General features: G+C 72.5%; 17 protein-coding genes, 6 tRNA genes and 1 pseudogene. 15 read left to right on the forward strand and 9 right to left on the reverse strand.

Annotation, left to right across the window (positions count from 1 at the left end):
• The first annotated feature begins 288 nt into the window (after positions 1 to 288).
• From cobT to ACWDGI_RS14900, 3 genes and pseudogenes are all read left to right on the forward strand, one after another.
• Complete coding sequence (gene cobT / locus ACWDGI_RS14890; RefSeq protein WP_450758990.1) at positions 289 to 4,104, forward strand: nicotinate-nucleotide--dimethylbenzimidazole phosphoribosyltransferase; 3,816 nt, start codon at positions 289 to 291, stop codon at positions 4,102 to 4,104.
• A 725-nt stretch (positions 4,105 to 4,829) separates the two neighbouring features.
• Positions 4,830 to 6,059, forward strand: a pseudogene (cobA, locus tag ACWDGI_RS14895) (uroporphyrinogen-III C-methyltransferase); the annotation flags it as partial.
• A gap of 154 nt (positions 6,060 to 6,213) precedes the next feature.
• Entirely contained in the window at positions 6,214 to 7,032 is an 819-nt protein-coding gene (locus tag ACWDGI_RS14900) for a TrmH family RNA methyltransferase (protein WP_362565237.1), read from the forward strand.
• Between the two features lie 6 nt (positions 7,033 to 7,038).
• Here the strand turns inward: ACWDGI_RS14900 and ACWDGI_RS14905 are convergent, their stop codons facing one another.
• On the reverse strand, positions 7,039 to 8,367 hold the full coding sequence (locus ACWDGI_RS14905; RefSeq protein ID WP_450759310.1) for a protein kinase domain-containing protein: 1,329 nt from the start codon (positions 8,365 to 8,367) through the stop codon (positions 7,039 to 7,041).
• A gap of 196 nt (positions 8,368 to 8,563) precedes the next feature.
• On the opposite strand from ACWDGI_RS14905, the gene ACWDGI_RS14910 reads away from it, so the two are divergent.
• From ACWDGI_RS14910 to ACWDGI_RS14925, 4 genes are all read left to right on the forward strand, one after another.
• Positions 8,564 to 8,839: a hypothetical protein gene (locus tag ACWDGI_RS14910; protein WP_450758992.1), complete on the forward strand. Its 276-nt coding sequence runs from the start codon at positions 8,564 to 8,566 to the stop codon at positions 8,837 to 8,839.
• Between the two features lie 207 nt (positions 8,840 to 9,046).
• Entirely contained in the window at positions 9,047 to 9,223 is a 177-nt protein-coding gene (locus ACWDGI_RS14915) for a hypothetical protein (protein WP_046726640.1), read from the forward strand.
• 393 nt (positions 9,224 to 9,616) lie between these two features.
• Entirely contained in the window at positions 9,617 to 10,540 is a 924-nt protein-coding gene (locus tag ACWDGI_RS14920; protein WP_450758994.1) for a phosphotransferase family protein, read from the forward strand.
• Between the two features lie 143 nt (positions 10,541 to 10,683).
• A complete protein-coding gene (locus tag ACWDGI_RS14925; RefSeq protein WP_365796536.1) occupies positions 10,684 to 10,986 on the forward strand; it encodes a TFIIB-type zinc ribbon-containing protein in 303 nt (100 codons plus the stop codon).
• Between the two features lie 95 nt (positions 10,987 to 11,081).
• Here ACWDGI_RS14925 and ACWDGI_RS14930 read toward each other — a convergent pair.
• The 5 genes from ACWDGI_RS14930 to ACWDGI_RS14950 all read right to left on the reverse strand — a co-directional run bounded on the left by ACWDGI_RS14930 (position 11,082) and on the right by ACWDGI_RS14950 (position 11,570).
• Positions 11,082 to 11,153, reverse strand: a tRNA-Val gene (locus ACWDGI_RS14930).
• 34 nt (positions 11,154 to 11,187) lie between these two features.
• Positions 11,188 to 11,259, reverse strand: a tRNA-Val gene (locus ACWDGI_RS14935).
• A gap of 53 nt (positions 11,260 to 11,312) precedes the next feature.
• Positions 11,313 to 11,384: transfer RNA gene (locus ACWDGI_RS14940), tRNA-Val, on the reverse strand.
• 1 nt (position 11,385) lies between these two features.
• Positions 11,386 to 11,459: transfer RNA gene (locus ACWDGI_RS14945), tRNA-Cys, on the reverse strand.
• 38 nt (positions 11,460 to 11,497) lie between these two features.
• A tRNA-Gly gene (locus ACWDGI_RS14950) sits at positions 11,498 to 11,570 on the reverse strand.
• Positions 11,571 to 11,748: 178 nt separating this feature from the next.
• Here ACWDGI_RS14950 and ACWDGI_RS14955 point away from each other — a divergent pair.
• Genes ACWDGI_RS14955 through ACWDGI_RS14965 form a run of 3 tightly spaced genes read left to right on the forward strand, consistent with a single transcriptional unit; the run spans position 11,749 to position 14,490 of the window.
• Positions 11,749 to 12,792, forward strand: coding sequence for a chorismate-binding protein (locus ACWDGI_RS14955; protein ID WP_450758996.1), 1,044 nt, complete (start codon positions 11,749 to 11,751; stop codon positions 12,790 to 12,792).
• Complete coding sequence (locus tag ACWDGI_RS14960; protein WP_450758998.1) at positions 12,789 to 13,610, forward strand: aminotransferase class IV; 822 nt, start codon at positions 12,789 to 12,791, stop codon at positions 13,608 to 13,610. Before ACWDGI_RS14955 ends, ACWDGI_RS14960 begins: the two co-directional genes overlap by 4 nt.
• Positions 13,611 to 13,665: 55 nt before the next feature.
• Positions 13,666 to 14,490, forward strand: coding sequence for a GNAT family N-acetyltransferase (locus ACWDGI_RS14965; RefSeq protein ID WP_450759000.1), 825 nt, complete (start codon positions 13,666 to 13,668; stop codon positions 14,488 to 14,490).
• Positions 14,491 to 14,530: 40 nt separating this feature from the next.
• Here ACWDGI_RS14965 and ACWDGI_RS14970 read toward each other — a convergent pair whose 3' ends face one another.
• Positions 14,531 to 15,049, reverse strand: coding sequence for a DsbA family protein (locus tag ACWDGI_RS14970; protein ID WP_450759002.1), 519 nt, complete (start codon positions 15,047 to 15,049; stop codon positions 14,531 to 14,533).
• Positions 15,050 to 15,286: 237 nt separating this feature from the next.
• On the opposite strand from ACWDGI_RS14970, the gene ACWDGI_RS14975 reads away from it, so the two are divergent.
• Entirely contained in the window at positions 15,287 to 15,733 is a 447-nt protein-coding gene (locus ACWDGI_RS14975; RefSeq protein WP_450759004.1) for a hypothetical protein, read from the forward strand.
• Positions 15,734 to 16,000: 267 nt separating this feature from the next.
• Positions 16,001 to 16,153 (forward strand): hypothetical protein, encoded by a 153-nt coding sequence (locus tag ACWDGI_RS14980; protein WP_352219917.1) that lies wholly within the window; start codon positions 16,001 to 16,003, stop codon positions 16,151 to 16,153.
• 135 nt (positions 16,154 to 16,288) lie between these two features.
• Here ACWDGI_RS14980 and ACWDGI_RS14985 read toward each other — a convergent pair whose 3' ends face one another.
• Both ACWDGI_RS14985 and ACWDGI_RS14990 read right to left on the reverse strand, forming a co-directional pair.
• On the reverse strand, positions 16,289 to 16,849 hold the full coding sequence (locus ACWDGI_RS14985) for a CGNR zinc finger domain-containing protein (protein ID WP_360490296.1): 561 nt from the start codon (positions 16,847 to 16,849) through the stop codon (positions 16,289 to 16,291).
• 272 nt (positions 16,850 to 17,121) lie between these two features.
• A complete protein-coding gene (locus tag ACWDGI_RS14990; protein ID WP_004002642.1) occupies positions 17,122 to 17,535 on the reverse strand; it encodes an SsgA family sporulation/cell division regulator in 414 nt (137 codons plus the stop codon).
• A 191-nt stretch (positions 17,536 to 17,726) separates the two neighbouring features.
• On the opposite strand from ACWDGI_RS14990, the gene ACWDGI_RS14995 reads away from it, so the two are divergent.
• The 3 genes from ACWDGI_RS14995 (at position 17,727) to ACWDGI_RS15005 (ending at position 20,631) form a co-directional block, all read left to right on the forward strand.
• A complete protein-coding gene (locus ACWDGI_RS14995; protein WP_450759006.1) occupies positions 17,727 to 18,191 on the forward strand; it encodes a TIGR02611 family protein in 465 nt (154 codons plus the stop codon).
• A 76-nt stretch (positions 18,192 to 18,267) separates the two neighbouring features.
• A tRNA-Val gene (locus tag ACWDGI_RS15000) sits at positions 18,268 to 18,339 on the forward strand.
• A gap of 1,005 nt (positions 18,340 to 19,344) precedes the next feature.
• Complete coding sequence (locus ACWDGI_RS15005) at positions 19,345 to 20,631, forward strand: ABC transporter substrate-binding protein (RefSeq protein ID WP_450759008.1); 1,287 nt, start codon at positions 19,345 to 19,347, stop codon at positions 20,629 to 20,631.
• The last annotated feature ends 11 nt before the right edge of the window (positions 20,632 to 20,642 follow it).

Raw genomic sequence — 20,642 nt, forward strand, 5'->3', positions numbered from 1 at the left:
CCCGGAAATTCGTTCGTCAATATCCGGAAAACGCGCCCCTTTTGGGACGGGTGTGGTACGGCAGAACCGGGGACGCGCAACGTGGCGCAGTCCACAGCGGGCTGTCGCGGATCACGCTGTCGCGACGGTCGAACGGCCGGGACAATGCCACTGAATGGCTTTGTCGCCTTTTCCGGCGGGTCGTTCGTGCCGCTGGGCACGCACGCTCGTTCTCACTGTGGGGCGGTCGGTGCGCCGCCCCGAGTGAGCTGGTCGTAGAAGGCACTAACCGATGGGCGAGGGGTACGCATGACGGACACCGGCCAGGTCCCGGGCGAGGGACTGCCGGAGAGCGCAGGCATGGTGGAACAGCCGGGCGTTCCCGCGCACGGCGCGTACACCTACCTCTCCGAGTCGCCCGCCGAGGACGAAGACCTGCTGCTCCCGGGCGCCCAGGGCGCCTGGGGCAACGAAGTGCCGCCGCCGGCCCCGGAACCGGTCGTCGAGACCGTCCACGAACCCGGCCCGCACGAGACGGACGGCCGGGACAGCGGCTCGGTCGACCTCACCGCCGTCCGGCTGCCCAGCTCGGTACCGGCGTCCCCGATCCTCTCCGTGCCCCACGACCCGGCGGCCGCCCCGGCCCCACGCCGACCGCTGCACCTCGGTCCGCCGATCCCCGACACCTCCGCGAGCCCGGTCCGCTCCCTCGCCGACCGGGGCCCGGCCGACACGCCGGCGTCCCGGCAGCCCGGCCTGCCGACGGCCGGACCCGAGTACCTCGACGCCCAGCCGCCGCGCGAGGCCGCGCCGCAGTCCGCCGCGCCCTGGGGTGCGGCGCAGGCGGTCCCGCAGGCGGCGCCGGTGGCACAGGTGGCCGCACAGGCCCCGGCTGCGGAAACGGTTGTTCCGGCACCGGAGACGGTTCCTTCCGCGACCTCCGCCGCCGTTGCGGCTCCCACGGCCTTCGCGCCGGGGTCCGCGCTGACGGACGTCGCGGGTGTCGCGGCCGAGCAGCAGGCGCCGGCGGGTCTCGGGATGTGGCCCGAGAACGCGTACGGCCCGGAAGGCGTGGCCCAGCCGGTCGACGGGGGCGTTCCGGTGCCCGTGGCCGAGCCGGTGGTGCCGCAGGTCGCCGAGGCTCCGGACGGTGCTCAGGGGACCGTGACGAGTGCGGTGCCGGAGGCCGCGCCGGTGGTCGCGGAGGTTCCGCAGGGGGTGCAGGTTCCGCACGCTTCGGGGGCCCCGGACGCCCGGGAGATTTCGCAGGGGCAGGACACGGTGCCCGCGCCCGGTGCCGGGCCGGTTCCCGACGCCGTGGCCGAGCACGAGGCCGTGCCCGTGGCGGAGGCCGCGGGTCCGCTCATGGCGGCGACGGTTCCGGAGCCGGCCGCCCAGGCCGAGCCGGTGCGCCCCGAGCCGGTGCACCCCGAACCGGTGCACCCCGTGCCACCGGTCGCGCCGGAGCCGCAGGTCGCGGAGCCTGTCGTGCCCGAGCACGTCGTGCAGCCCGTCGTGCCCGCGCAGGTCGTCGAGGCCGCCGCGCCCGAGCAGGTCGTGGAGACCGCCGTGCCCGAGTCCGTTCCGGCGGCGGAGGCGGTCGCCCCCGAGCCAGCCCGCACCCCGGAAGCCGTCCTGGCCGAGGCCGGTCAGCCGGTGGCCACCGCGACGCCCGTGCCGGTGCAGCCCGAGGAGGCCGTCGCCGAGGCGCCGGCCCCGGCATCCCCGGTCGCCCCCGCGGCAGTCGCCGAGGCCCCGGAGCCGCTCGCCTCCGCCACCCCGGAGCCGCTCGCTCCCGCCGCCCCGGAGCCGCTCGCTCCCGCCGCCCCGGAGCCGCTTGCTCCCGCCGCCCCGGAGGCCGAGCACCTCGCGCCGTCCGCGCCGGACGCCGTGGCGCCGCCGGTCCCGGCCGAGTTCCCCGCGGCAGCCGTCGTACCGCCGATGGAGACCGCCACCGCCCTCGAGGTCCCGGAGATTCCCGAGCCGCTGCCGGTCCAGCCCCTCGCCGGCCCCCAGACGCAGGGCACCCCGCCCACCCCCGCGGCTCAGCCGGAGGAGACCCCGGCGGCCCAGGGGGAGTCCCTCGCCCCGGCCGTTCCGACGGAGCCCGCGCCGGCCCAGCCCCTGGGCGAGTTCGTCGCCGTCGACGGCCAGGTGCCGACCACCCCGCACCTCGCCCCGACCCCGCCGCACCCGCTGATCCTCCCCGCCCAGGACCAGGGCGAGAACACGCCGGAGCAGGTCGCCACCGTCCCCGCGCCCCGCGAGGCCGAGCCCGGCCCCGTGGCGGAGCACCACCCCGATGTCGTACAGCACGCGGAGGACCTGGAGACCAGGGCCGCCGACCAGGAAGAGAGCACGGCCCCCGTGGCAGAAGCACGTCAGTCCACCGGCCCGGCCGCGCCCGCCTACGACGACGCCGAGCGCGAGGCGGTTCTCAAGGTCATGCGCGAACGCCGTGACATCCGCAACGGCTTCCGCGGCGACCCCATCCCGCACGAGGTGCTGCTGCGGGTCCTGGAGGCCGCCCACACCGCGCCCTCCGTCGGCCACTCCCAGCCCTGGGACTTCGTCGTCATCCGGTCCGCCGACACCCGGCGCAGCATGCACGAACTGGCCATGCGCCAGCGCGACGCCTACGCCAAGTCCCTCCCCAAGGGCCGTGCGAAGCAGTTCAAGGAACTGAAGATCGAGGCCATCCTCGACACCCCGGTCAACATCGTCGTCACCGCCGACCCGACCCGCGGCGGCCGCCACACCCTCGGCCGGCACACCCAGCCGCAGATGGCGCCGTACTCCGCGGCCCTCGCCGTCGAGAACCTCTGGCTCGCCGCCCGCGCCGAGGGCCTCGGCGTCGGCTGGGTCAGCTTCTTCGACGAGCGGGAGATGGTCCGCGCGCTCGGCCTGCCCGAGCACCTGGAGGTCATCGCCTACCTCTGCGTCGGATACGTCGACGAGTTCCCGGACGAGCCCGAGCTGATGCAGGCCGGCTGGTCCAAGCGGCGCCCGCTGTCCTGGGTGGTGCACGAGGAGACGTACGGCCGCCGTGCCCTGCCCGGCGAGGACCCGCACGACCTGCTTTCCGAGACCGTCGCCGGGATCCGCCCGCTGGACGCCAAGGCGCTCGGCGAGGCCTGGGAGCGGCAGAAGCGGATGACCAAGCCGGCCGGTGCGCTCGGCATGCTGGAGATCATCTCCGCCCAGCTGTCCGGCCTGTCCCGGCAGTGCCCGCCGCCGATCCCGGAGCCCGCGGCCGTCGCGATCTTCGCCGGCGACCACGGGGTGCACGCCCAGGGCGTCACCCCCTGGCCGCAGGAGGTCACCGCCCAGATGGTGGCCAACTTCCTCGGCGGGGGAGCGGTCTGCAACGCGTTCGCGTCCCAGGTGGGCGCCGAGGTGTGCGTGGTGGACGTCGGCGTCGCCTCCGAACTCCCGGCGACGCCCGGCCTGCTGCCCCGCAAGGTCCGCGCGGGCACGTCCGACATGACGACCGGCCCGGCCATGACCCGCGAGGAGGCCAAGCAGGCCATCGAGGTGGGCATCGAGACCGCCCGCGATCTGGTGGCGGCCGGCAACAAGGCCCTGCTCACCGGTGAGATGGGGATCGCCAACACCACGGCGTCCGCCGCGCTCATCTCCGTCTACACCGGGGCCGACCCCGCCGAGGTCACCGGCCGTGGCACCGGCATCAACGACGAGACCCTCGCCCGCAAGACCGAGGTCGTCCGCCGCGCCCTGGACCTCCACCAGCCGGACCCGGCCGATCCCATCGGCGTCCTCGCGGCGATCGGCGGCTTCGAACACGCGGCGATGGTGGGCCTGTTGCTCGGTGGCGCGTCCCTGCGCACCCCGGTGATCCTGGACGGCGTCAGCGCGGGCGCCGCGGCCCTGGTGGCCCGCGCGATCGCGCCCGAGGTGCTGGCCGCGTGCATCGCGGGCCACCGCAGCGCGGAGCCCGGCCATGTCGCCGCCCTCAACAAGCTGGGCCTGCGCCCCCTGGTCGACCTCGACCTCCGCCTGGGCGAGGGCACGGGCGCCCTGCTGGCCCTCCCACTGGTCCAGAGCACGGCACGGGCGATGCACGAGGTGGCCACGTTCGACTCGGCGGGCGTGACCGAGAAGTAGCGGGACCGTCCTGCGCCGACGGAAAGCGAACGGCGGCCTGCGCGGCGCCGCCCGGACAGGGACCCACCCCTGCCCGGGCGTCCGACCACACCCCACCCGGTCCTCCCACACCGACAACATGCCGCCGCGGCCCGGACGCGCCGTCCCACGGGGACATCAACCGGGTCGTGGTCCGGGCGGTTGGTCTTGTGGGGCGTCGGCTGGATCGTGGCCTGGAGGGTTCGTTCTGTGGGGGCGTCGGCCGGGTCGTGGTCCGGGCGGTTGGTCTTTTGGGGCGTTGGCTGGATTGTGGCCTGGAGGGTTCGTTCTGTGGGGGCGTCGGCCGGGTCGTGGTCCGGGCGGTTGGTCTTGTGGGGCGTTGGCTGGATTGTGGCCTGGAGGGTTCGTTCTGTGGGGGCGTCGGCTGGATCGTGGCCTGGACGGTCCGTCCTGCGGAGGCTGGCACTTCGTCCTGCGCGGGTGTTGACCGCACGGTGGTCTGGGCGGTTCGTCGCGCGGGGGCACGAACCGGATCGTGGTCCTGGCGGTTCGTCGCGCGGGGGCGCCAACCGCTTTGTGGTCCGTGGGCAGGCGTTCCGCAGGGCGGAACGGGTGGGCACGGACCACGCACCCGCACCCGGCCACCCTGCCCAGCCCCCGGACACCTGAGTCGCCGCAACTCAGCGCCCCGTAAAATCTGCACGTCAGGGCATCGAACCGCCGCCACACCTGGGAGTCGCACCCTCATGGCCGAACACCCCGCCTACCCCGTAGGCCTCCGCCTCACCGGCCGCAAGGTGGTCGTCCTCGGCGCAGGCCAGGTCGCCCAGCGCCGCCTCCCCGCGCTCATCGCGGCCGGCGCCGACATCACCGTCGTATCCCCCGAGGCCACCCCCTCCGTCGAGGCCATGGCGGACGCCGGCGAGATCACCTGGGTGCGGCGCCCCTACCAGGACGGCGACCTCACCGAGGCCTGGTACGCCCTCATCGCCACCAGCGACCCCGACGCCAACACCGCCGCCTCCGCCGAAGCGGAACGGCACCGCGTCTGGTGCGTCCGCTCCGACGACGCCGACCGGGCCACCGCCTGGACTCCGGCCACCGGCCACAGCGAGGGCGTCACCGTCGCCGTGCTCACCACCGACGCCCGGGGCCGCGACCCCCGTCACACCGCCGCCATCCGGGACGCGGTCGTGGAGGGCCTGCGCGACGGCACCCTCGTCGCCCCGCACCACCGCACCCGTCACGCGGGCGTCGCTCTGGTCGGCGGCGGTCCGGGCGACCCCGACCTGATCACGGTGCGCGGCCGCCGCCTGCTCGCCGAGGCCGACGTGGTGATCGCCGACCGCCTCGGGCCCCGCGACCTGCTCGCCGAACTCCCGCCGCACGTCGAGGTGATCGACGCCGCGAAGATCCCGTACGGCCGCTACATGGCCCAGGAGGCCATCAACAACGCCCTGATCGAGCACGCCAAGCAGGGCAAGTCGGTGGTACGACTCAAGGGCGGCGACCCCTACGTCTTCGGCCGGGGCATGGAGGAGGTCCAGGCGCTCGCCGAGGCCGGGATCCCCTGCACGGTCGTGCCCGGCATCTCCAGCTCGATCTCGGTGCCGAGCGCGGCCGGCATCCCGGTCACGCACCGGGGCGTCGCACATGAGTTCACCGTGGTCAGCGGCCACGTCGCGCCGGACGACGAGCGCTCGCTCGCCGACTGGCCGTCCCTCGCGAAGCTCACCGGGACCCTGGTGATCCTGATGGGCGTCGACAAGATCGGGCAGATCGCCCAGACCCTGGTGGCCCACGGCAAGTCCCCGGACACCCCGGTCGCCCTGGTGCAGGAGGGCACGACAGCCGCCCAGCGCCGGGTCGACGCGACCCTCGCCACGGTGGCGGCGGTGGTCCGCGCGCAGGACGTGAAGCCCCCGGCGGTCATCGTCGTCGGCGAAGTCGTGAACGTCGGCCCGCACCCGTCCGCCGGAGAGCAACCGCACCCGTCCGCCGGAGAGCAACCGCACCCGTCCGCCGGAGAGGCACCGCACCCGTCCGCCGGAGAGGCACCGGCGTAACCCCGGGTAACACAACCCGTTCCAGCCCGTTGGCACCACACCCAGGACAAGGCAGTATCACCCTGTGGCCGATCTCATCACCGTCGAGGATCCCGACGACCCGCGCCTGCGTGACTACACGGGCCTGACCGACGTCGAGTTGCGCCGCAAGCGCGAACCGGCCGAAGGCCTGTTCATCGCCGAGGGCGAGAAGGTCATCCGCAGGGCGAAGGACGCGGGCTACGAGATGCGTTCGATGCTGCTGTCCGCCAAGTGGGTCGACGTCATGCGCGATGTCATCGACGAACTCCCGGCCCCCGTCTACGCGGTCAGCCCGGAGCTCGCCGAGAGGGTCACCGGCTACCACGTGCACCGCGGCGCGCTCGCCTCCATGCAGCGCAAGCCGCTGCCGACGGCCACCGAACTGCTGCGTACCACGCGCCGGGTCGTGGTCATGGAGTCGGTCAACGACCACACCAACATCGGCGCGATCTTCCGCTCGGCGGCGGCCCTCGGCATGGACGCGGTGCTGTTGTCCCCCGACTGCGCCGACCCCCTCTACCGCCGCAGCGTGAAGGTCTCGATGGGGGCGGTCTTCTCCGTGCCGTACGCCCGTCTCGACACCTGGCCCAAGGGGCTCGACTCGGTCCGCGAGGCCGGGTTCACGCTGCTCGCCCTCACCCCGGACGAGAAGGCCCGCAGCCTCGACGAGGCCGCGCCGCACCGGATGGACAGGGTGGCCCTGATGCTCGGCGCGGAGGGCGACGGCCTCTCCACGCAGGCGCTGGTCGCCGCCGACGAATGGGTCCGCATCCCGATGTCCCACGGCGTCGACTCCCTCAACGTCGGCGCGGCTGCCGCGGTCGCCTTCTACGCGGTGACCACCGGCCGCCCGCAGGCGTAGGAGCTGTCACTCCCTGAGGGCGGCCGACTTCGCGGGTACGCCCCCACCGGGCACGCCCATTCCGTGCGCGGGTCCGGAGCAGCCCTGGGCCAGCGCGATCCCCAGCGCCACCAGCAGGGTCACCACCACGAACACGAAGAGCCGCTGACGCAGCAGCCTCGGGTTGGCCGGACGCCGTCCGGTGCCCGTGGGGCGCGGCGCCGGTCGCCCGGTACCGCTGCGCGGCCCCGGCCGGTTCCCGTTGGTGTTCCCCGGCCGGGTGCCGTTGCCATGGCCGCGCGGAGCCGGCATGGGGCGCGCGCCACCCGGACGGGACGGCACACCGCCGTTCGCCCGTGGGCCGCTGCCGCCGCGCGAGGGCGCGTTGCCCCGCACCGGCGTGCCCGGCGAGGACTGCGGCGGCCGCCGCTGGGCGCGCTGCGGCTCCGGGTAGGTCTCGGCGAGCCGTCCGGTGGGCCGGTCCGCCTCCGCGGCTCGCGGCGCCGGCGGCCGTACGTCCGGCAGGCCCTGCGCCTCGCGCGCGGCGATCTCCTTCAGCCGGAGCGACAGCTGCAGCGTGCTCGGCCGGTCCTCCGGGTCCTTCGCCAGGCAGGCCCGCACCAGCGGGGCGAGCGCGTCCGGCACCCCGTACAGCTGCGGCTCCTCGTGGACCACGCGGTAGAGCATCACCTCGGAACTGCCGTGCCCGAAGGGCGAGTCCCCGGTCGACGCGTACGCCAGGGTCGCGCCGAGCGAGAACACGTCGGTCGCCGGGGTGACGGCCGCGCCGCGCACCTGCTCGGGCGCGAGGAACCCGGGGGAGCCCACCGCCGTACCGACATGGGTGAGGGTGGAGGCCCCGGTGGCCCAGGCGATGCCGAAGTCGATGATCCGCGGCCCCTTCGGGGACAGCAGGATGTTGGACGGCTTGAGATCCCGGTGGACGACGCCGGCCTCGTGCACGGCGACCAGGCCCTCGGAGAGCGCCGCCCCGACCGCCGCCGCGTCCGCCGCGCCCAGCGGGCCGTCGTCGGCGACCTTGTCGTGCAGCGAGGGACCGGGCACGTACTGGGTGGCGAACCACGGCCGCTCGGCCTCCAGGTCCGCGGCGACCAGCCGTGCCGTGCAGCCGCCCCGGATCCTGCGGGCCGCCGAGACCTCACGGGCGAAACGCGACCGGAACTCCTGGTCCTCCGCCAGATCCGGCCGGATCACCTTCAGCGCGACCCGCTGCCCCTTCTTGTCGGAGCCCAGGTAGACCACGCCCATCCCGCCGGCGCCGAGCCTTCTGTGAAGCCTGAACGAGCCGACGACGCGCGGGTCCTCGCGCCTCAGGCGCATCATCGCCATGTTCATCCCCGCTGCCCGGTCCGTGTGACGTGGCACAGCTTACGTTTCCACGGCCGCCCGCGCGCAGAGGCCGCGCCCTCTCGGCCCGACGGATTGTCAGTGCCGGGTGCGAGACTTGAGGAGTGGTCAGGAAGGCGCCGGTATCGGCTCCTTTGAGCATCCGTCTGCGCCAACAAGCCGTCACAGAAGGGGGATTGAAGCTGTGAAGGGTGACCGAGTGGAGATAGTCGTCGACGCCGGCGACACGACCCGTACGTACGAGGTGGTGGCCAGCAGGGCGGGCCGCCGGGTGGAGACGGCGGTACGACGAGGGGTGGTGGAAGTGAGCGAAGTCACGCGAAACGGCAGTGTTGTCCGTACGGCCCGTTTCATGGCGACCCGGGTCCTGGCCCTCGTCGAGCAGCCGGTACCCCGCGAGGACAGCTCGGAAAAACCGGGAAGGACCGGGCACCCCCTCCGGGAAGACCCGGAGGCCTAGGACGAGGTGTAGGACCCCGTCTCCACCCAGGGGAGTAGACCGCAGGTCACGGCTCATCCTCTCGGAGGCCCGTGATTCGGTACGAGGGCATGACGTCCCCGAGGTGGCCCGCGCCTAGATTTGAGGTCAAGCGGCGGGTGCAGCACTCGTCCCCCGAGGTCAGACACCCGCCGCTGCCAAGACAACTGAACGGTCAGGAGAGGGACCATGGCTCTTACGGCACAGCGGACACACACCACCCGCCCCCGCCGGCAGGGCCGCCGCCACCCCCTGGTGGCGACGCTGATGGCCCTTCCCCTGGCGGCCCTGCTCCTGCTCGTCTTCGACGGCTGGGAGACGGTGGCCACACAGGCGTCGTCCGTGGGAGTGATGCTGGGGCGCTGAGCGGCGACCCCAGGCCCGGAAGAGCGGTTCGGGCGGGGACATCCACCCATGAAACCCCGTGGGGACGGGGGTGCGGCGGACGGCAAAAATGCCGGCGCAGCTGGGGAGCTGCGCCGGCATTGCTTTTTTTGCGGTGCGCACGGCTTTTGCGGTGCGCACGGCCGAAGTGCACCTGCGGCCCGGCGGGGACCGATCGCGCAGTTCCCCGCGCCCCTTACGGGGACACAGCTGCGGGCAGACGTGCCGCGGGGCGGCACGGGTGGGTGCGGCGGCACCCCCGCAAGCGTGGGCAAGCGGCACCCCGGTACCCCGGCCTCCACCCCGCCCGACCATGAACCCCGCCCCAGCACACCCGCGTACGCTCGGGGCAGCATCCGCACCCCCGGGGGACCCTTGACCACCGCAGACGTCATACCGCAGCTGACCGTCAAGGTCAGAGCCGCCGCCCACCCGGACGCGACGCCCTGCCACTGCGGCGCCACCACCACCCTCGCCCACCGCCCCGACACCACGGTCCTCCGGCACGCGGAAACCGTCGCCAAGGCCCACGCCCCCGGCACCGACCCCACCGCCCTGGCCCGCCGCCTGGCCACCGCCGCCCATCTCCCCGACGTCTTCCTCGCCCCGCTCACTCCCGTCCCGGCGACCGTGCTCGGCACCCGCCCGGTCACCCTCTGGCCGTACGGCCGACCCGTGGACCCCGACGCCCCGGAGGCCGCCCCCTGGGAGGCCGCCGCCACCCTCCTCGCCCGTCTCCACCGCACCCCACCCCTCCCCGGCACGCCTCCGATGCGCGGCCCCGCCAAGGCGACCCAGGCGACAGCCCGCCTCCGCGAGGCGCTGGCCGCCGCTCCGGGCCACCCCGCCGCCCCGCCGGTCCTCCGCGCCTGGTCCGCGCTGCCCGCCTGGGCCCGCGCGGAGGCCCCGATGCCCGGCACCCGTACCCTCTGCCACGGCGATCTGCACCTCGGCCAGCTGGTCCGGCACCCGGCGCCGGACGGCCCGTGGCGGCTCATCGACGTCGACGACCTGGGCGTCGGCGTGCCGGCCTGGGACCTCGCCCGCCCGGCCTCCTGGTACGCCTGCGGCCTCCTCCCGCCCGAGGACTGGACCCGCTTCCTGACCGCCTACCGCGCGGCCGGCGGCCCGGCCGTACCGGAGGGCGGTGATCCCTGGCCGGCCCTGGACGTTCCGGCCCGCGCCCTCACCGTCCAGACCGCCGCCCGCTACCTCGCGAAGGCTCTCGCGGCGGACCGCGCCCTGGACGAGGTCGAGCAGTCCTTGATCGACGCTTGTGCCCGGATGGCCCCGGAATGACCCCCTTGTCGCTCCCGACCGACCCCGCTCCCCGCCCGGTTGGCCCTCGATTTCCCGAAGTAGGGTGCAACCGACCGGGGTCGGACGGAGTCTGTCCTGGGAGAACGCGAAGCATTTTTCACCGGCGAGGAGTTGAGCCGACCATGCAGTGTCCGAAGTGTCATGCGCCGATGCACACCTACAACCGCAACGGCGTCCAGATCGAGCAGTGCAGCGGCTGCCGGGGCATCTTCCTCGACTACGGCGAGCTGGAGGCGCTGACCCAGATGGAGGCCCAGTGGTCGAAGCCGGTCCCGCCGGCCCCGCAGGCCTACCCGGCACCGCCCGCGCCGGCCTGGGGCGCCCCGCAGCAGCACCATGGCGGTCACTACGGCGGCCACGGCGGGCACCACGGCGGTCACCACGGCCACAACAAGAGCTGGGCCCACATGCTCTTCTCCAGCTGAGCCCGACGCGCCCGGCACCTGTGCCGGGCGCAACGCGCAGCCCCTGGCACACGAAGAAGCCCCGACCGTCGCAACGGTCGGGGCTCTCTGCGGTGTGGACGATACTGGGATTGAACCAGTGACCTCTTCCGTGTCAGGGAAGCGCTCTCCCGCTGAGCTAATCGTCCTCGGGACCGCGATCCGAAGATCACGGGCACTGCGTGCGCGATACTGGGATTGAACCAGTGACCTCTTCCGTGTCAGGGAAGCGCTCTCCCGCTGAGCTAATCGCGCGGGGTCAGATCCCCGGTCCTTCGACGAGAGCGACGAAGGGGGCGAAGATCCAGTGGACGATACTGGGATTGAACCAGTGACCTCTTCCGTGTCAGGGAAGCGCTCTCCCGCTGAGCTAATCGTCCTTGGAGGTGGAGACGGGATTTGAACCCGTGTAGACGGCTTTGCAGGCCGTTGCCTCGCCTCTCGGCCACTCCACCAGGAGTGTAGGGGATCGGGAAGATCCCTACTTCCTTCGAGCGGACGACGAGGCTCGAACTCGCGACCTCAACCTTGGCAAGGTTGCGCTCTACCAACTGAGCTACGTCCGCCTGTCGTTTCGGTCCGCTCTCGCGGCCCGGCGACGTGTTGAACTCTAGCGGATTCCCGGGCCAGTACAAAAACGCGTTTGCGCAGCGTGCTGCGCCGGTCCCGGCGGACGACGTGGTCAGGGCCCCCTTGACGACATGCCCGGGCCACCCCCACGACACCCGCCATAGACTCGACGACGTGCTCCATCACCCTCCTCTGGCCCGCTTCGGCACACGGCTCGCCACCGGTCTCCTCGATGTCACCAGCGACCCCACGGCTCTCGACAGCACCGGTTTCTGGGCCGTCTGCGCGGACTTCGAGGGCCGGCTGACCTGCGCCCGGTTCGGCGACGTACGCGAGGAACCGGTGCCCGCGCCGGTGCCGGGGCGGTGGCGGGGTCCGGCCGCCGGCGACTGGACGTCGTCCCTCGACCGCGCCGCGTACACGAGGGCCGTGGAGCGGATCCGTACGCACATCGCGGCCGGCGAGGTGTACCAGGCCAACCTGTGCCGTGTGCTGTCCGCGCGCGTCGCCCCGGACGCCGACGTCGACGCCCTGACCGCGCTGCTCGCCCGCGGCAACCCGGCGCCGTACGCCGGAACGATTCGGCTGCCGGAGCACGGCGTGGAGATAGCCACCGCCTCGCCCGAGCTGTTCCTGCGCCGGGCGGGGCGGAGCGTGGAGAGCGGGCCCATCAAGGGCACCGGCCGTACCGAGGCGGACCTCCTGGAGAAGGACTACGCCGAGAACGTGATGATCGTCGACCTGGTCCGCAACGACATCGGGCGGGTCTGCGTCGCCGGCACGGTGACCGTCCCCGACCTGTGTGCCGTCGAGAAGCATCCCGGGCTCGTCCATCTGGTCTCCACGGTCCGGGGCGAGCTGCCCGTGGAGGCCGGCTGGGCCGAGTTGCTCGCCGCGGCCTTCCCGCCCGGATCCGTCACCGGCGCGCCGAAGTCGAGCGCCCTGCGGATCATCGAGGACCTGGAGACCGCGCCCCGCGGCCCGTACTGCGGCGGCATCGGCTGGGTCGACGCCGACCGGGGCGTCGGTGAGCTGGCCGTGGGCATCCGGACCTTCTGGATCGACCGGGACGCGGGCGAACTGCGGTTCGGTACCGGGGCCGGGATCACCTGGGGGTCCGACCCCGAAGGTGAATGGCGGGAGACCGAGCTCAAGGCCGCCCGGCTGCTCGCGGTAGCGTCGGGTACGTACGACGTGAACGAAGGGGAACCCCGGTGAAGATCTGGCTGGACGGCGGGCTGCAGGACGCCGAGTCCGCGCGTGTCTCCGTGTTCGACCACGGGCTGACGGTGGGAGACGGCATCTTCGAGACGGTGAAGGCGACCGAGGGCCGGCCCTTCGCGCTCACCCGGCACCTCGACCGGCTGACCCGGTCGGCCCGCGGCCTGGGCCTGCCCGACCCGGACCACGACGAGGTGCGCCGGGCGTGCGAGGCGGTGCTGGCGGCCAACCCGATGCCGCTGGGCCGGCTGCGCATCACCTACACCGGCGGCCACGGCCCGCTCGGCTCCGACCGCGGTGACCGCGGACCCACCCTCGTGGTCGCCGTGGGGGAGACCGGCCGCCGCGCCGACTCCACCGCCGTCATCACGGTCCCCTGGACCCGCAACGAACGCGGCGCGGTCACCGGCCTGAAGACCACCTCGTACGCCGAGAACGTCCTGGCCCTGGCCCGCGCCCGCGAACACGGCGCCTCCGAGGCGCTGTTCGCCAACACCGTCGGACAGCTCTGCGAGGGCACCGGCTCCAATGTCTTCGTCGTCCTCGACGGCGAGATCCACACCCCGCCGGTCGCCTCCGGCTGTCTGGCCGGCATCACCCGCGCCCTGACCGTCGAGTGGGCCGGCGCCAAGGAGACCGACCTGCCGCTGGACGTCCTGGAGCGTGCCGACGAGGTCTTCCTCACCTCCACCCTGCGCGACGTCCAGGCCGTGCACCGGGTGGACGACCGCGCGCTCCCCGGCGCCCCCGGCCCGGTGACCGTCAAGGCGATGCGGATCTTCGACGAGCGGTCGGGCGAGGACCTGGATCCGTAGGAGCCCCCTCTTAATTGGGCTGACGCGGGAGTCCGCGGCGGGTAGAACACCTCTGATGACCACCACCCTGCGGCCGACCGAGCCGCTTCAGCACGAAGCCGACGGGACGCGTTCACGCCGGTACCAGGTATGTGTGAACAGCCGTCCCGTCGGCGCGATACACCTCGGCGTCAGCCCCCGCTTCGGCAACTCGGTGGGCCGGATCCTGGACCTGCGCATCGAGGAGCCGGACCGCCGACGAGGCCGGGGCACGGTCGCCGCGCTCGCCGCGGAGGAGGTGCTGCGCGGGTGGGGGTGCACGCGGATCGAGGCATCGGTGCCCGCGGGGGCGGAGGCGGCGCTGCAGGCGGCGACCGTCCTCGGCTACCTCGTACGCAACCGCCACATGGAGAAGCCGCTCGGCGACACCGCGCCCGGACTGCCCGCGGGGAGCCGGGGGCGGCCCATGAGCCCGGCGGAGTTCGGCTCCTGGCAGGAAAAGCACGCGGAGGACTACGCGCGGAGCTGGATCGAGCGCGGGGTGCCCGAGGCCGAGGCCAGGGCCAAGGCTCTGCGGGACACCGCCACCACGCTGCCCGACGGCCTGGTCTCCCCGGGAATGGTCTTCAGCGTCCTGGAGCACGAAGGGACCGCGGTCGGCACGCTCTGGACGGGCACCCGGGAGGACAGGGCCTTCGTCTACAAGGTCGAGACCGACGCGCGCCACCGGGGCAGGGGGCACGGCCGCACGCTGATGCTCCTGGCGGAGGCGCAGGGCGTTGCGGCCGGCCGCTCCGCCATCATGTTGAACGTCTTCGCGGGCAACACCCCCGCCGAGCGGCTCTACGAGTCACTCGGCTACGAGACGATCACCTACCACCTGTACAAGAATCTGCTCTGAAAGCCGCTCCGGCACCGGCTGTGGGGTCGCGGCCGTGGGGTCACTCCCGCTCGGCCAGCAACCGGTCCGCGATCTCCGTCACCCGCTCGCGCAGGCCCTCCTGGCTCTTGCCGCCGTCGAGGCGTTCGCCGCCGATGACGTAGGTCGGGGTGCCGGTCACGCCGATGGCCTGCCCCTCGGCCTGGTCGGCGTCGACGATCAGGATGTGCCGGCCGTCGACCAGTGCGGTGTCGAACTCCTCGGCGTCCAGGCCCAGTTCACGGGCCACCTCGACCAGGAACGGCTCGCCCTCGCGGTCCAGCTCCGCCACTCGGCCGAGGACCGCCTCGACGTACTCCCAGCCCTTCCCCTGCTCCAGAGCCTCCTCGGCGGCCTGTGCGGCGGCGAAGGAGTGCTTGTGCTTCTCCAGCGGGAAGTGCCGCAGCCGCAGCTCCAGCCGGTCGCCGTACCGGGCCCGCAGAGCGCGGAGGTCGTCCAGGGCGCTGCGGCAGTCGGGACACTGGAGTTCGCACCAGACGTCGAGGACCGGGGCGTCGGCGCGCGCGGGGGAGTCGTTCATGGCGACCAGTCTTCCAGGCCGGACTCCGTCGACCCAATCGTGACGGTGGGCGGCGGCCGGTGGCCGGCTGTCATCACCGCTCGTACCTGGGGTGGAGACGACCCGGAGAGGACCCCGAGATGCCCCTGATTGTCGGGCCTGGGCATGGATCGCACGGGCCGGGCGGTGCACGATGGAGGGGGCGCGACGCAGCGCGTGTCCGTCGCCCCGCCCGATCGAGCCCGCCAGGAGGACCGGATGATCGCCGAGACAGTCTGTTCCGCCGCGTCCGCCGCGGGCCTGGGCATCGCCGTGGTGACCGCCTACCGCAAGCGGTACCTGTCGGCGGCCCGTATCGCCGCCTACTCGCTGGTGCCCGTCGGCCTGGTCATGACGGGAGTGGTCGGCTGGCTCGCCGACACGGCGTTCAGCCCCACCGCCTGGGCGGGCTTCGGCGTGCTCGGTGCGGCCTGGGCCCTGTTCGCCTCCACGCGTGCCGTGGAGCGACGGCGTGGTTCCACCCGGGCCGAGCGCAAGGCGGCCGCCCGGGGCGAGCGACGGGACGCCGTCGCCCCCACCGCCTCGGCACCGTCGCTGGCTTCCGCCACCCGCCCGGCGGCCAAGCCCGCGGGGGCGCCCCGTGGTACCGGCTCGGGTGAGGACTTCAGCGACATCGAGGCCATCCTCAAGAAGCACGGAATATGACGCTCCGCGAGGGCGGGCCCCACGCGGGCTTCCGTACGGCGGCCGGCGCCGCGTCGCGCCGGTCCGACGCTGTTCAGACGGGTCACGGGCGGATGCGTATGACAATCGCATGAGGCATTGAAACGACACAGTACGGCTACGGCGCGCGCGGAAGCGTTCAGTGTGCGAGCGCAAGTGAACCGGACATCACGGAATTCGGCGAACTCCCGCCCATTCCGGGCGTGTTGATCGCGCGGCGGATGCTCGCTGGGTCATCATCGCCGCGAGATGCTGGACACGAAACAGAGCGAGGCCGTGCCGCCGAAGGACGAGCCGCGCGGTTGCCTTTTCGCCCTTTCCCAGCCACCGCTGATGATCTTCCTTGCGGTGATCGGGTGTCTGCTCCTCATGGCTGCGCTGCACGACCTGCTGTGGCTGTGAGCCGTACCCGCCCGTCCCGGCGCCACCCGCCGGGACAGGCGTCGGCATCGACGAACCCCGACGGCGGACCGTACGACCGGCCCCTGGTCTCAGCCCTTCCGGGCTTCGGGCCTCCGTCGGCACCTGCCCCGGGGATCAGCCCGCCGCCTCCTTGCGACGTGCCCGGTAGGCGGCGACATGCAGCCGGTTTCCGCAGGTCCGGCTGTCGCAGTAGCGGCGCGAGCGGTTGCGGGAGAGGTCGACGAAGGCGCGCCGGCAGTCCGGGGCCTCGCAGCGCCGCAGCCGCTCCTGCTCCCCGGCGACGACGAAGAACGCGAGCGCCATCCCGCAGTCGGCGGCGAGGTGGTCGGCCACCGAGGCGCCCGGCGCGAAGTAGTGGACATGCCAGTCGTAGCCGTCGTGGTCCGTGAGCTGGGGAGTGGTGCCCGCGGCCGCGACCAGTTCGTTGATCATCCCTGCGGCGGTCCGGGCGTCCGGGGCGGCGAAGATGCCCGCGAACCGTCCGCGGACCCTGCGCACCGCCGACAGGTCGAACTCCGAGAGCACGCCCACACCGCTCATGTCGTGGTTTCGTACGAAAACCTGGAGCGCCGCGACATCGGGCAGTCCGTCCGGCGCCGTGTCGTCCTCCGGCGCGGTGTTCACCAGGTCCACCACGGCGTCTAGGGAACACCGGGTGTCGTGGGTGATCAGCACGTTTCGCTCCCTGGCCTGGGGGTCGGGCGGGCGCCCGCCGATGGTGGCCGATCGTAGCGACATACGGCTCCACCGCACCGTGCTCTGCCCCACTCGTCGCTGCCCTCTAGAACGCGCGGCGCCCGGCGGTGGTTCCCGGGCACACGGACACACCGGCGCCGCCCCGTGACCGATCGATCACGGTGGCGGCGCCGGTGCTGCCGTATGCGGTTGTCTAGGCCCGAGCCGTCTCCCCGAGTGGACGGCGCCGGGCGGCTTGCAGGGGCGTTGCCCTAGCTCTCCGCCAGAATGTGCGAGAGCTCCTGATCGAGATCGAAGTGCCGGTGTTCCGTGCCGGGCGGCACGGCGGCGTCAGTGCGCTTCAGGAAGGACTCCAGAGCCCGCGCCGGGGCTTCGAGCAGGGCTTCGCCCTCCGGAGAGCTCAGGGCGATGCACACGACGCCCTGACCGTGACTGCGGGACGGCCAGACGCGGACGTCGCCGGTGCCGGTGGGGCGGTGCAGCCCCTCGGCGAGGAGGTCGCGGGCGAACACCCACTCGACGGTCTCCTCGGCTCCGGTGTGGAAGGTGGCGTGCACGGCGTAGGGGTCGGCCGTGTCGTACCGCAGGCCTGCGGGGACAGGCAGGGAGGACTCGCTCGACACAACGAGGCGCAGGTGCAGCTCGCAGCTGACCGTGGTGTTCATAAGCGCCAGGGCCTTTCGCTCAGTGTGCGCTCGGGGATTCGCACGTCGGCGAAATCGACATGCCACCTACGGTGCCGTTGTAAACCCCTCTGAGTGTTTTGCGTGTGTTTACGTAACTCTTCCGGCCGAGAACCTCGGCGCGATCTACGACCATTCCGGTGACCGGAATCGCTCGGGTAGGGTTTGGTCGTATGAATACGGGGAGTAACGAACCGGGCGAGGCTGCCGTGGCCTCGGACGGGAGCGAGGTGGACGGGACGGAGGCGGACGGGGCGCGCGACGAGCGGGGGCTCGGATCGCGGGCGCCTGAATTCGTCAAGGCGCGCCGGATGCTGCACCTGAGCTGGCAGGTCGGGGTCTTCGCGGTCGGCCTGGCGGTGGTGGGCGCGGGCGTCGTCCTGCTGCCGTTGCCGGGGCCCGGCTGGGTGATCATCTTCGCTGGCATGGCGATCTGGGCGACCGAGTTCGTCTGGGCCCAGCTGGTGCTCCGCTGGACCAAACGCAAGGTCACCGAGGCGGCCCAGAAGGCCCTCGACCCCAAGGTGCGCCGCCGCAACATCACGCTGACGGCGATCGGCCTGGTGATCGTGGCGGGGCTGGCCGGGATCTACCTCGCCAAGTTCGGCATAGTGATGCCCTGGAAGATCGAGGAGTGACCCGGCCGACGGCCGCGGGCCCCCGGCGACTGGTCGGGGGCACCCCCTGACATGGGGTAATGTTCTTCCTGCGTCCGGGCGATTAGCTCAGTGGGAGAGCGCTTCGTTCACACCGAAGAGGTCACTGGTTCGAACCCAGTATCGCCCACCCGGAACCACGGCCCACCTGCGAGAGTGCAGGTGGGCCGTGGTCGTTCACGGGCCGGGGAGGGCGCTGGGGGAGCCTCGGCGGCCACACCGGCCTCGTGACGGCCCGCGGTGCGTCTGCTGTGCCCCGATGGGCCGGCGAGGCGGGTGAGGCGTGTGGGGCCGACTCCGCCGCGCTCCGCGTCGCGCGAGGGCTTTCCCGGCGTCCGGGGTGGCGTGTACGAACACGGTCGGTACGCGGCCCTCGTGGCATCGCGCGGCGACCGATCGCACACGCGGGGTATCGCGGAAGTCGCCGGTGATCTGCGCGGCAAGCCCGCTGGGCGAGGCCGGAGGGGGCGTGTCGGGGGCGAAGCGCTCGGAGGAATCGGCCCGCGCCGCCGGTTCGGCGCCGTGAGAACCGTTCGTTCACGACCGTTCCCCACCACTCTCGCCGCCGACCAGGCCGAGCCATCGCCGGGAGACGAATCCGCAGCGCCCACCCCGAACCCTCGCGGCCCCCGCAACGTCCCCTCGTCCCGACCCACCCGCCGACTCCGCCTTCCGGCCGCGCTGTCCGGCCCTGCTGTCCGGCCGCGCCCTCTCTGGCCCGGCCCTCCGGTCGCGCTCTCTGGCTCTGCTTTCCGGGCGCGCGCTCCGGTCGCGTGCCCTGGCCCCCCGCCCTCCCCAGCCCGCCCGTCGAGGTCAACTCGTCAAGGCCAACTCGTCAAGCTCGACCAGCCGAGGCCGACCCGTCGAAGCCAACCCATCGAGGCCGACTCGTAACCCTCGCCCCCGTCGGTCACTTCGCGTTCGGCCGCCCGACCGTGCGCCCCTCACCTGCGGCGTCGCCCGGCCGGCGGCCCCCGTGTCCGTACCCCGGCGCGCCGCTCCGCCGCCTCCGGCCGCAAGAAATTTCTGTCCGAATCATTGACGCCTCACCGGCCCCTCCGTAACTTGTGCCAGCAAGCGCTTACTTGAAACGATTCATGCAGGCGTCGGCGACGCTGCGGGGAGGGGCCCGACTGTGGGAACGAGCAGGAACATGGAGCGGCGGACCGTCCTGAAGGCGGCCGGGGCCTCGGCGGCCGTGCTCGGGCTCGCCGCGACGACCGGCTGCGGAGGCGGAAGTGGTTCCGGGGACGGGACGGTGACGATCCGTTACTCGTGGTGGGGTGCCGAGGAACGCGCCACGAAGATCAATCAGACCATCAGGCTCTTCGAGAAGAAGTATCCGAAGATCAAGGTCAAGACGGACTTCCAGACATATCAATCGTTCTGGGAGAAGTTCCAGACCCAGGCCGCCGGCGGAAATCCTCCGGACGTTTTCCAAAATGCCGTCACCTTTCTTCGGAAGTACGACAAGCGCGGAATTCTCCTCGACCTCAAGTCTCAGGTTCAGGCAGGCAATCTGAGCCTGGATCACTTCCGGGCCGGCGTCACCAAGGTCGGCGAGGTGGACGGCAGGCAGCTCGGAATCCCGGTCGGTTCCAACACCATGGCGCTCGTCATCGACAAGAAGGTGTTCGAGAAGGCCGGCGTCGAACCGCACGCGGGCTGGACCTGGGACGACTACTTCAAGGCCCTGAAGACCATCCACGACAGGACGAAGGTCGCGGGGGACACCGGCTACTTCGCCATCATGTACCTCTACGACCTCTACCTCCGCCAGAACGGCAAGGCGTTCTACACCGAGGACGGACTCGGCTTCGACAAGGCCGACCTGACGGAGTGGTGGGCCGACGGCTACAACCGTGTGAAGGCCGGCATCGTCACGGACCCGAAGGTCGTCGCCCAGGACGCCCCCAAGTCGTCCCTCTCGGCCGGGCACGGCGCCTCGGAGTTCACCTGGGACAACTTCACCGTGCGCTACTCGTCGGAAGGTGACAGCACCTACGGTCTCGCGCCGATCCCGACCGTGGACGGCAAGCACACCGGGCAGTACCTCGCCTCGCTGATGCTGAGCGCCTCCGCCCGTACCGCTCACCCCAAGGAGGTCGCGCAGTTCATCGACTTCATGGTCCACGACCCCGAGGTCGGCAAGATCATGGGATACGACCGGGGCATCCTCGCGAGCACCGAGCAGTACGCGGCGTTCAAGCCGACCGACGCGGTGAACAAGGAGATCGCGCAGTACGAGGACGACACCGCCAAGGCGGGCGTCCTCGGCACGATCACCCCGCACCCCTCCGGTGCCGACACCATCGAGGCCGCCTTCCTGCGTATCGGCGGCGACCTCGGACAGGGCAAGACGAAGGTCGCGGACGCGGTGAAGCAGTTCTTCACCGAGTCCGAGGCCGCGTTCCAGGCCTGATGGGACCTGCC

Source organism: Streptomyces sp. NPDC001220 (assembly GCF_053597895.1).

Coding starts and splice junctions, on each gene's coding strand:
- cobT (WP_450758990.1), top strand. CDS start 289: ATGACGGACACCGGCCAGGTCCCGGGCGAGGGACTGCCGGAGAGCGCA.
- ACWDGI_RS14905 (WP_450759310.1), bottom strand. CDS start 8,367: ATGAACATGGCGATGATGCGCCTGAGGCGCGAGGACCCGCGCGTCGTC.
- ACWDGI_RS14915 (WP_046726640.1), top strand. CDS start 9,047: ATGGCTCTTACGGCACAGCGGACACACACCACCCGCCCCCGCCGGCAG.
- ACWDGI_RS14925 (WP_365796536.1), top strand. CDS start 10,684: ATGCAGTGTCCGAAGTGTCATGCGCCGATGCACACCTACAACCGCAAC.
- ACWDGI_RS14965 (WP_450759000.1), top strand. CDS start 13,666: ATGACCACCACCCTGCGGCCGACCGAGCCGCTTCAGCACGAAGCCGAC.
- ACWDGI_RS14970 (WP_450759002.1), bottom strand. CDS start 15,049: ATGAACGACTCCCCCGCGCGCGCCGACGCCCCGGTCCTCGACGTCTGG.
- ACWDGI_RS14975 (WP_450759004.1), top strand. CDS start 15,287: ATGATCGCCGAGACAGTCTGTTCCGCCGCGTCCGCCGCGGGCCTGGGC.
- ACWDGI_RS14980 (WP_352219917.1), top strand. CDS start 16,001: ATGCTGGACACGAAACAGAGCGAGGCCGTGCCGCCGAAGGACGAGCCG.
- ACWDGI_RS14990 (WP_004002642.1), bottom strand. CDS start 17,535: ATGAACACCACGGTCAGCTGCGAGCTGCACCTGCGCCTCGTTGTGTCG.
- ACWDGI_RS14995 (WP_450759006.1), top strand. CDS start 17,727: ATGAATACGGGGAGTAACGAACCGGGCGAGGCTGCCGTGGCCTCGGAC.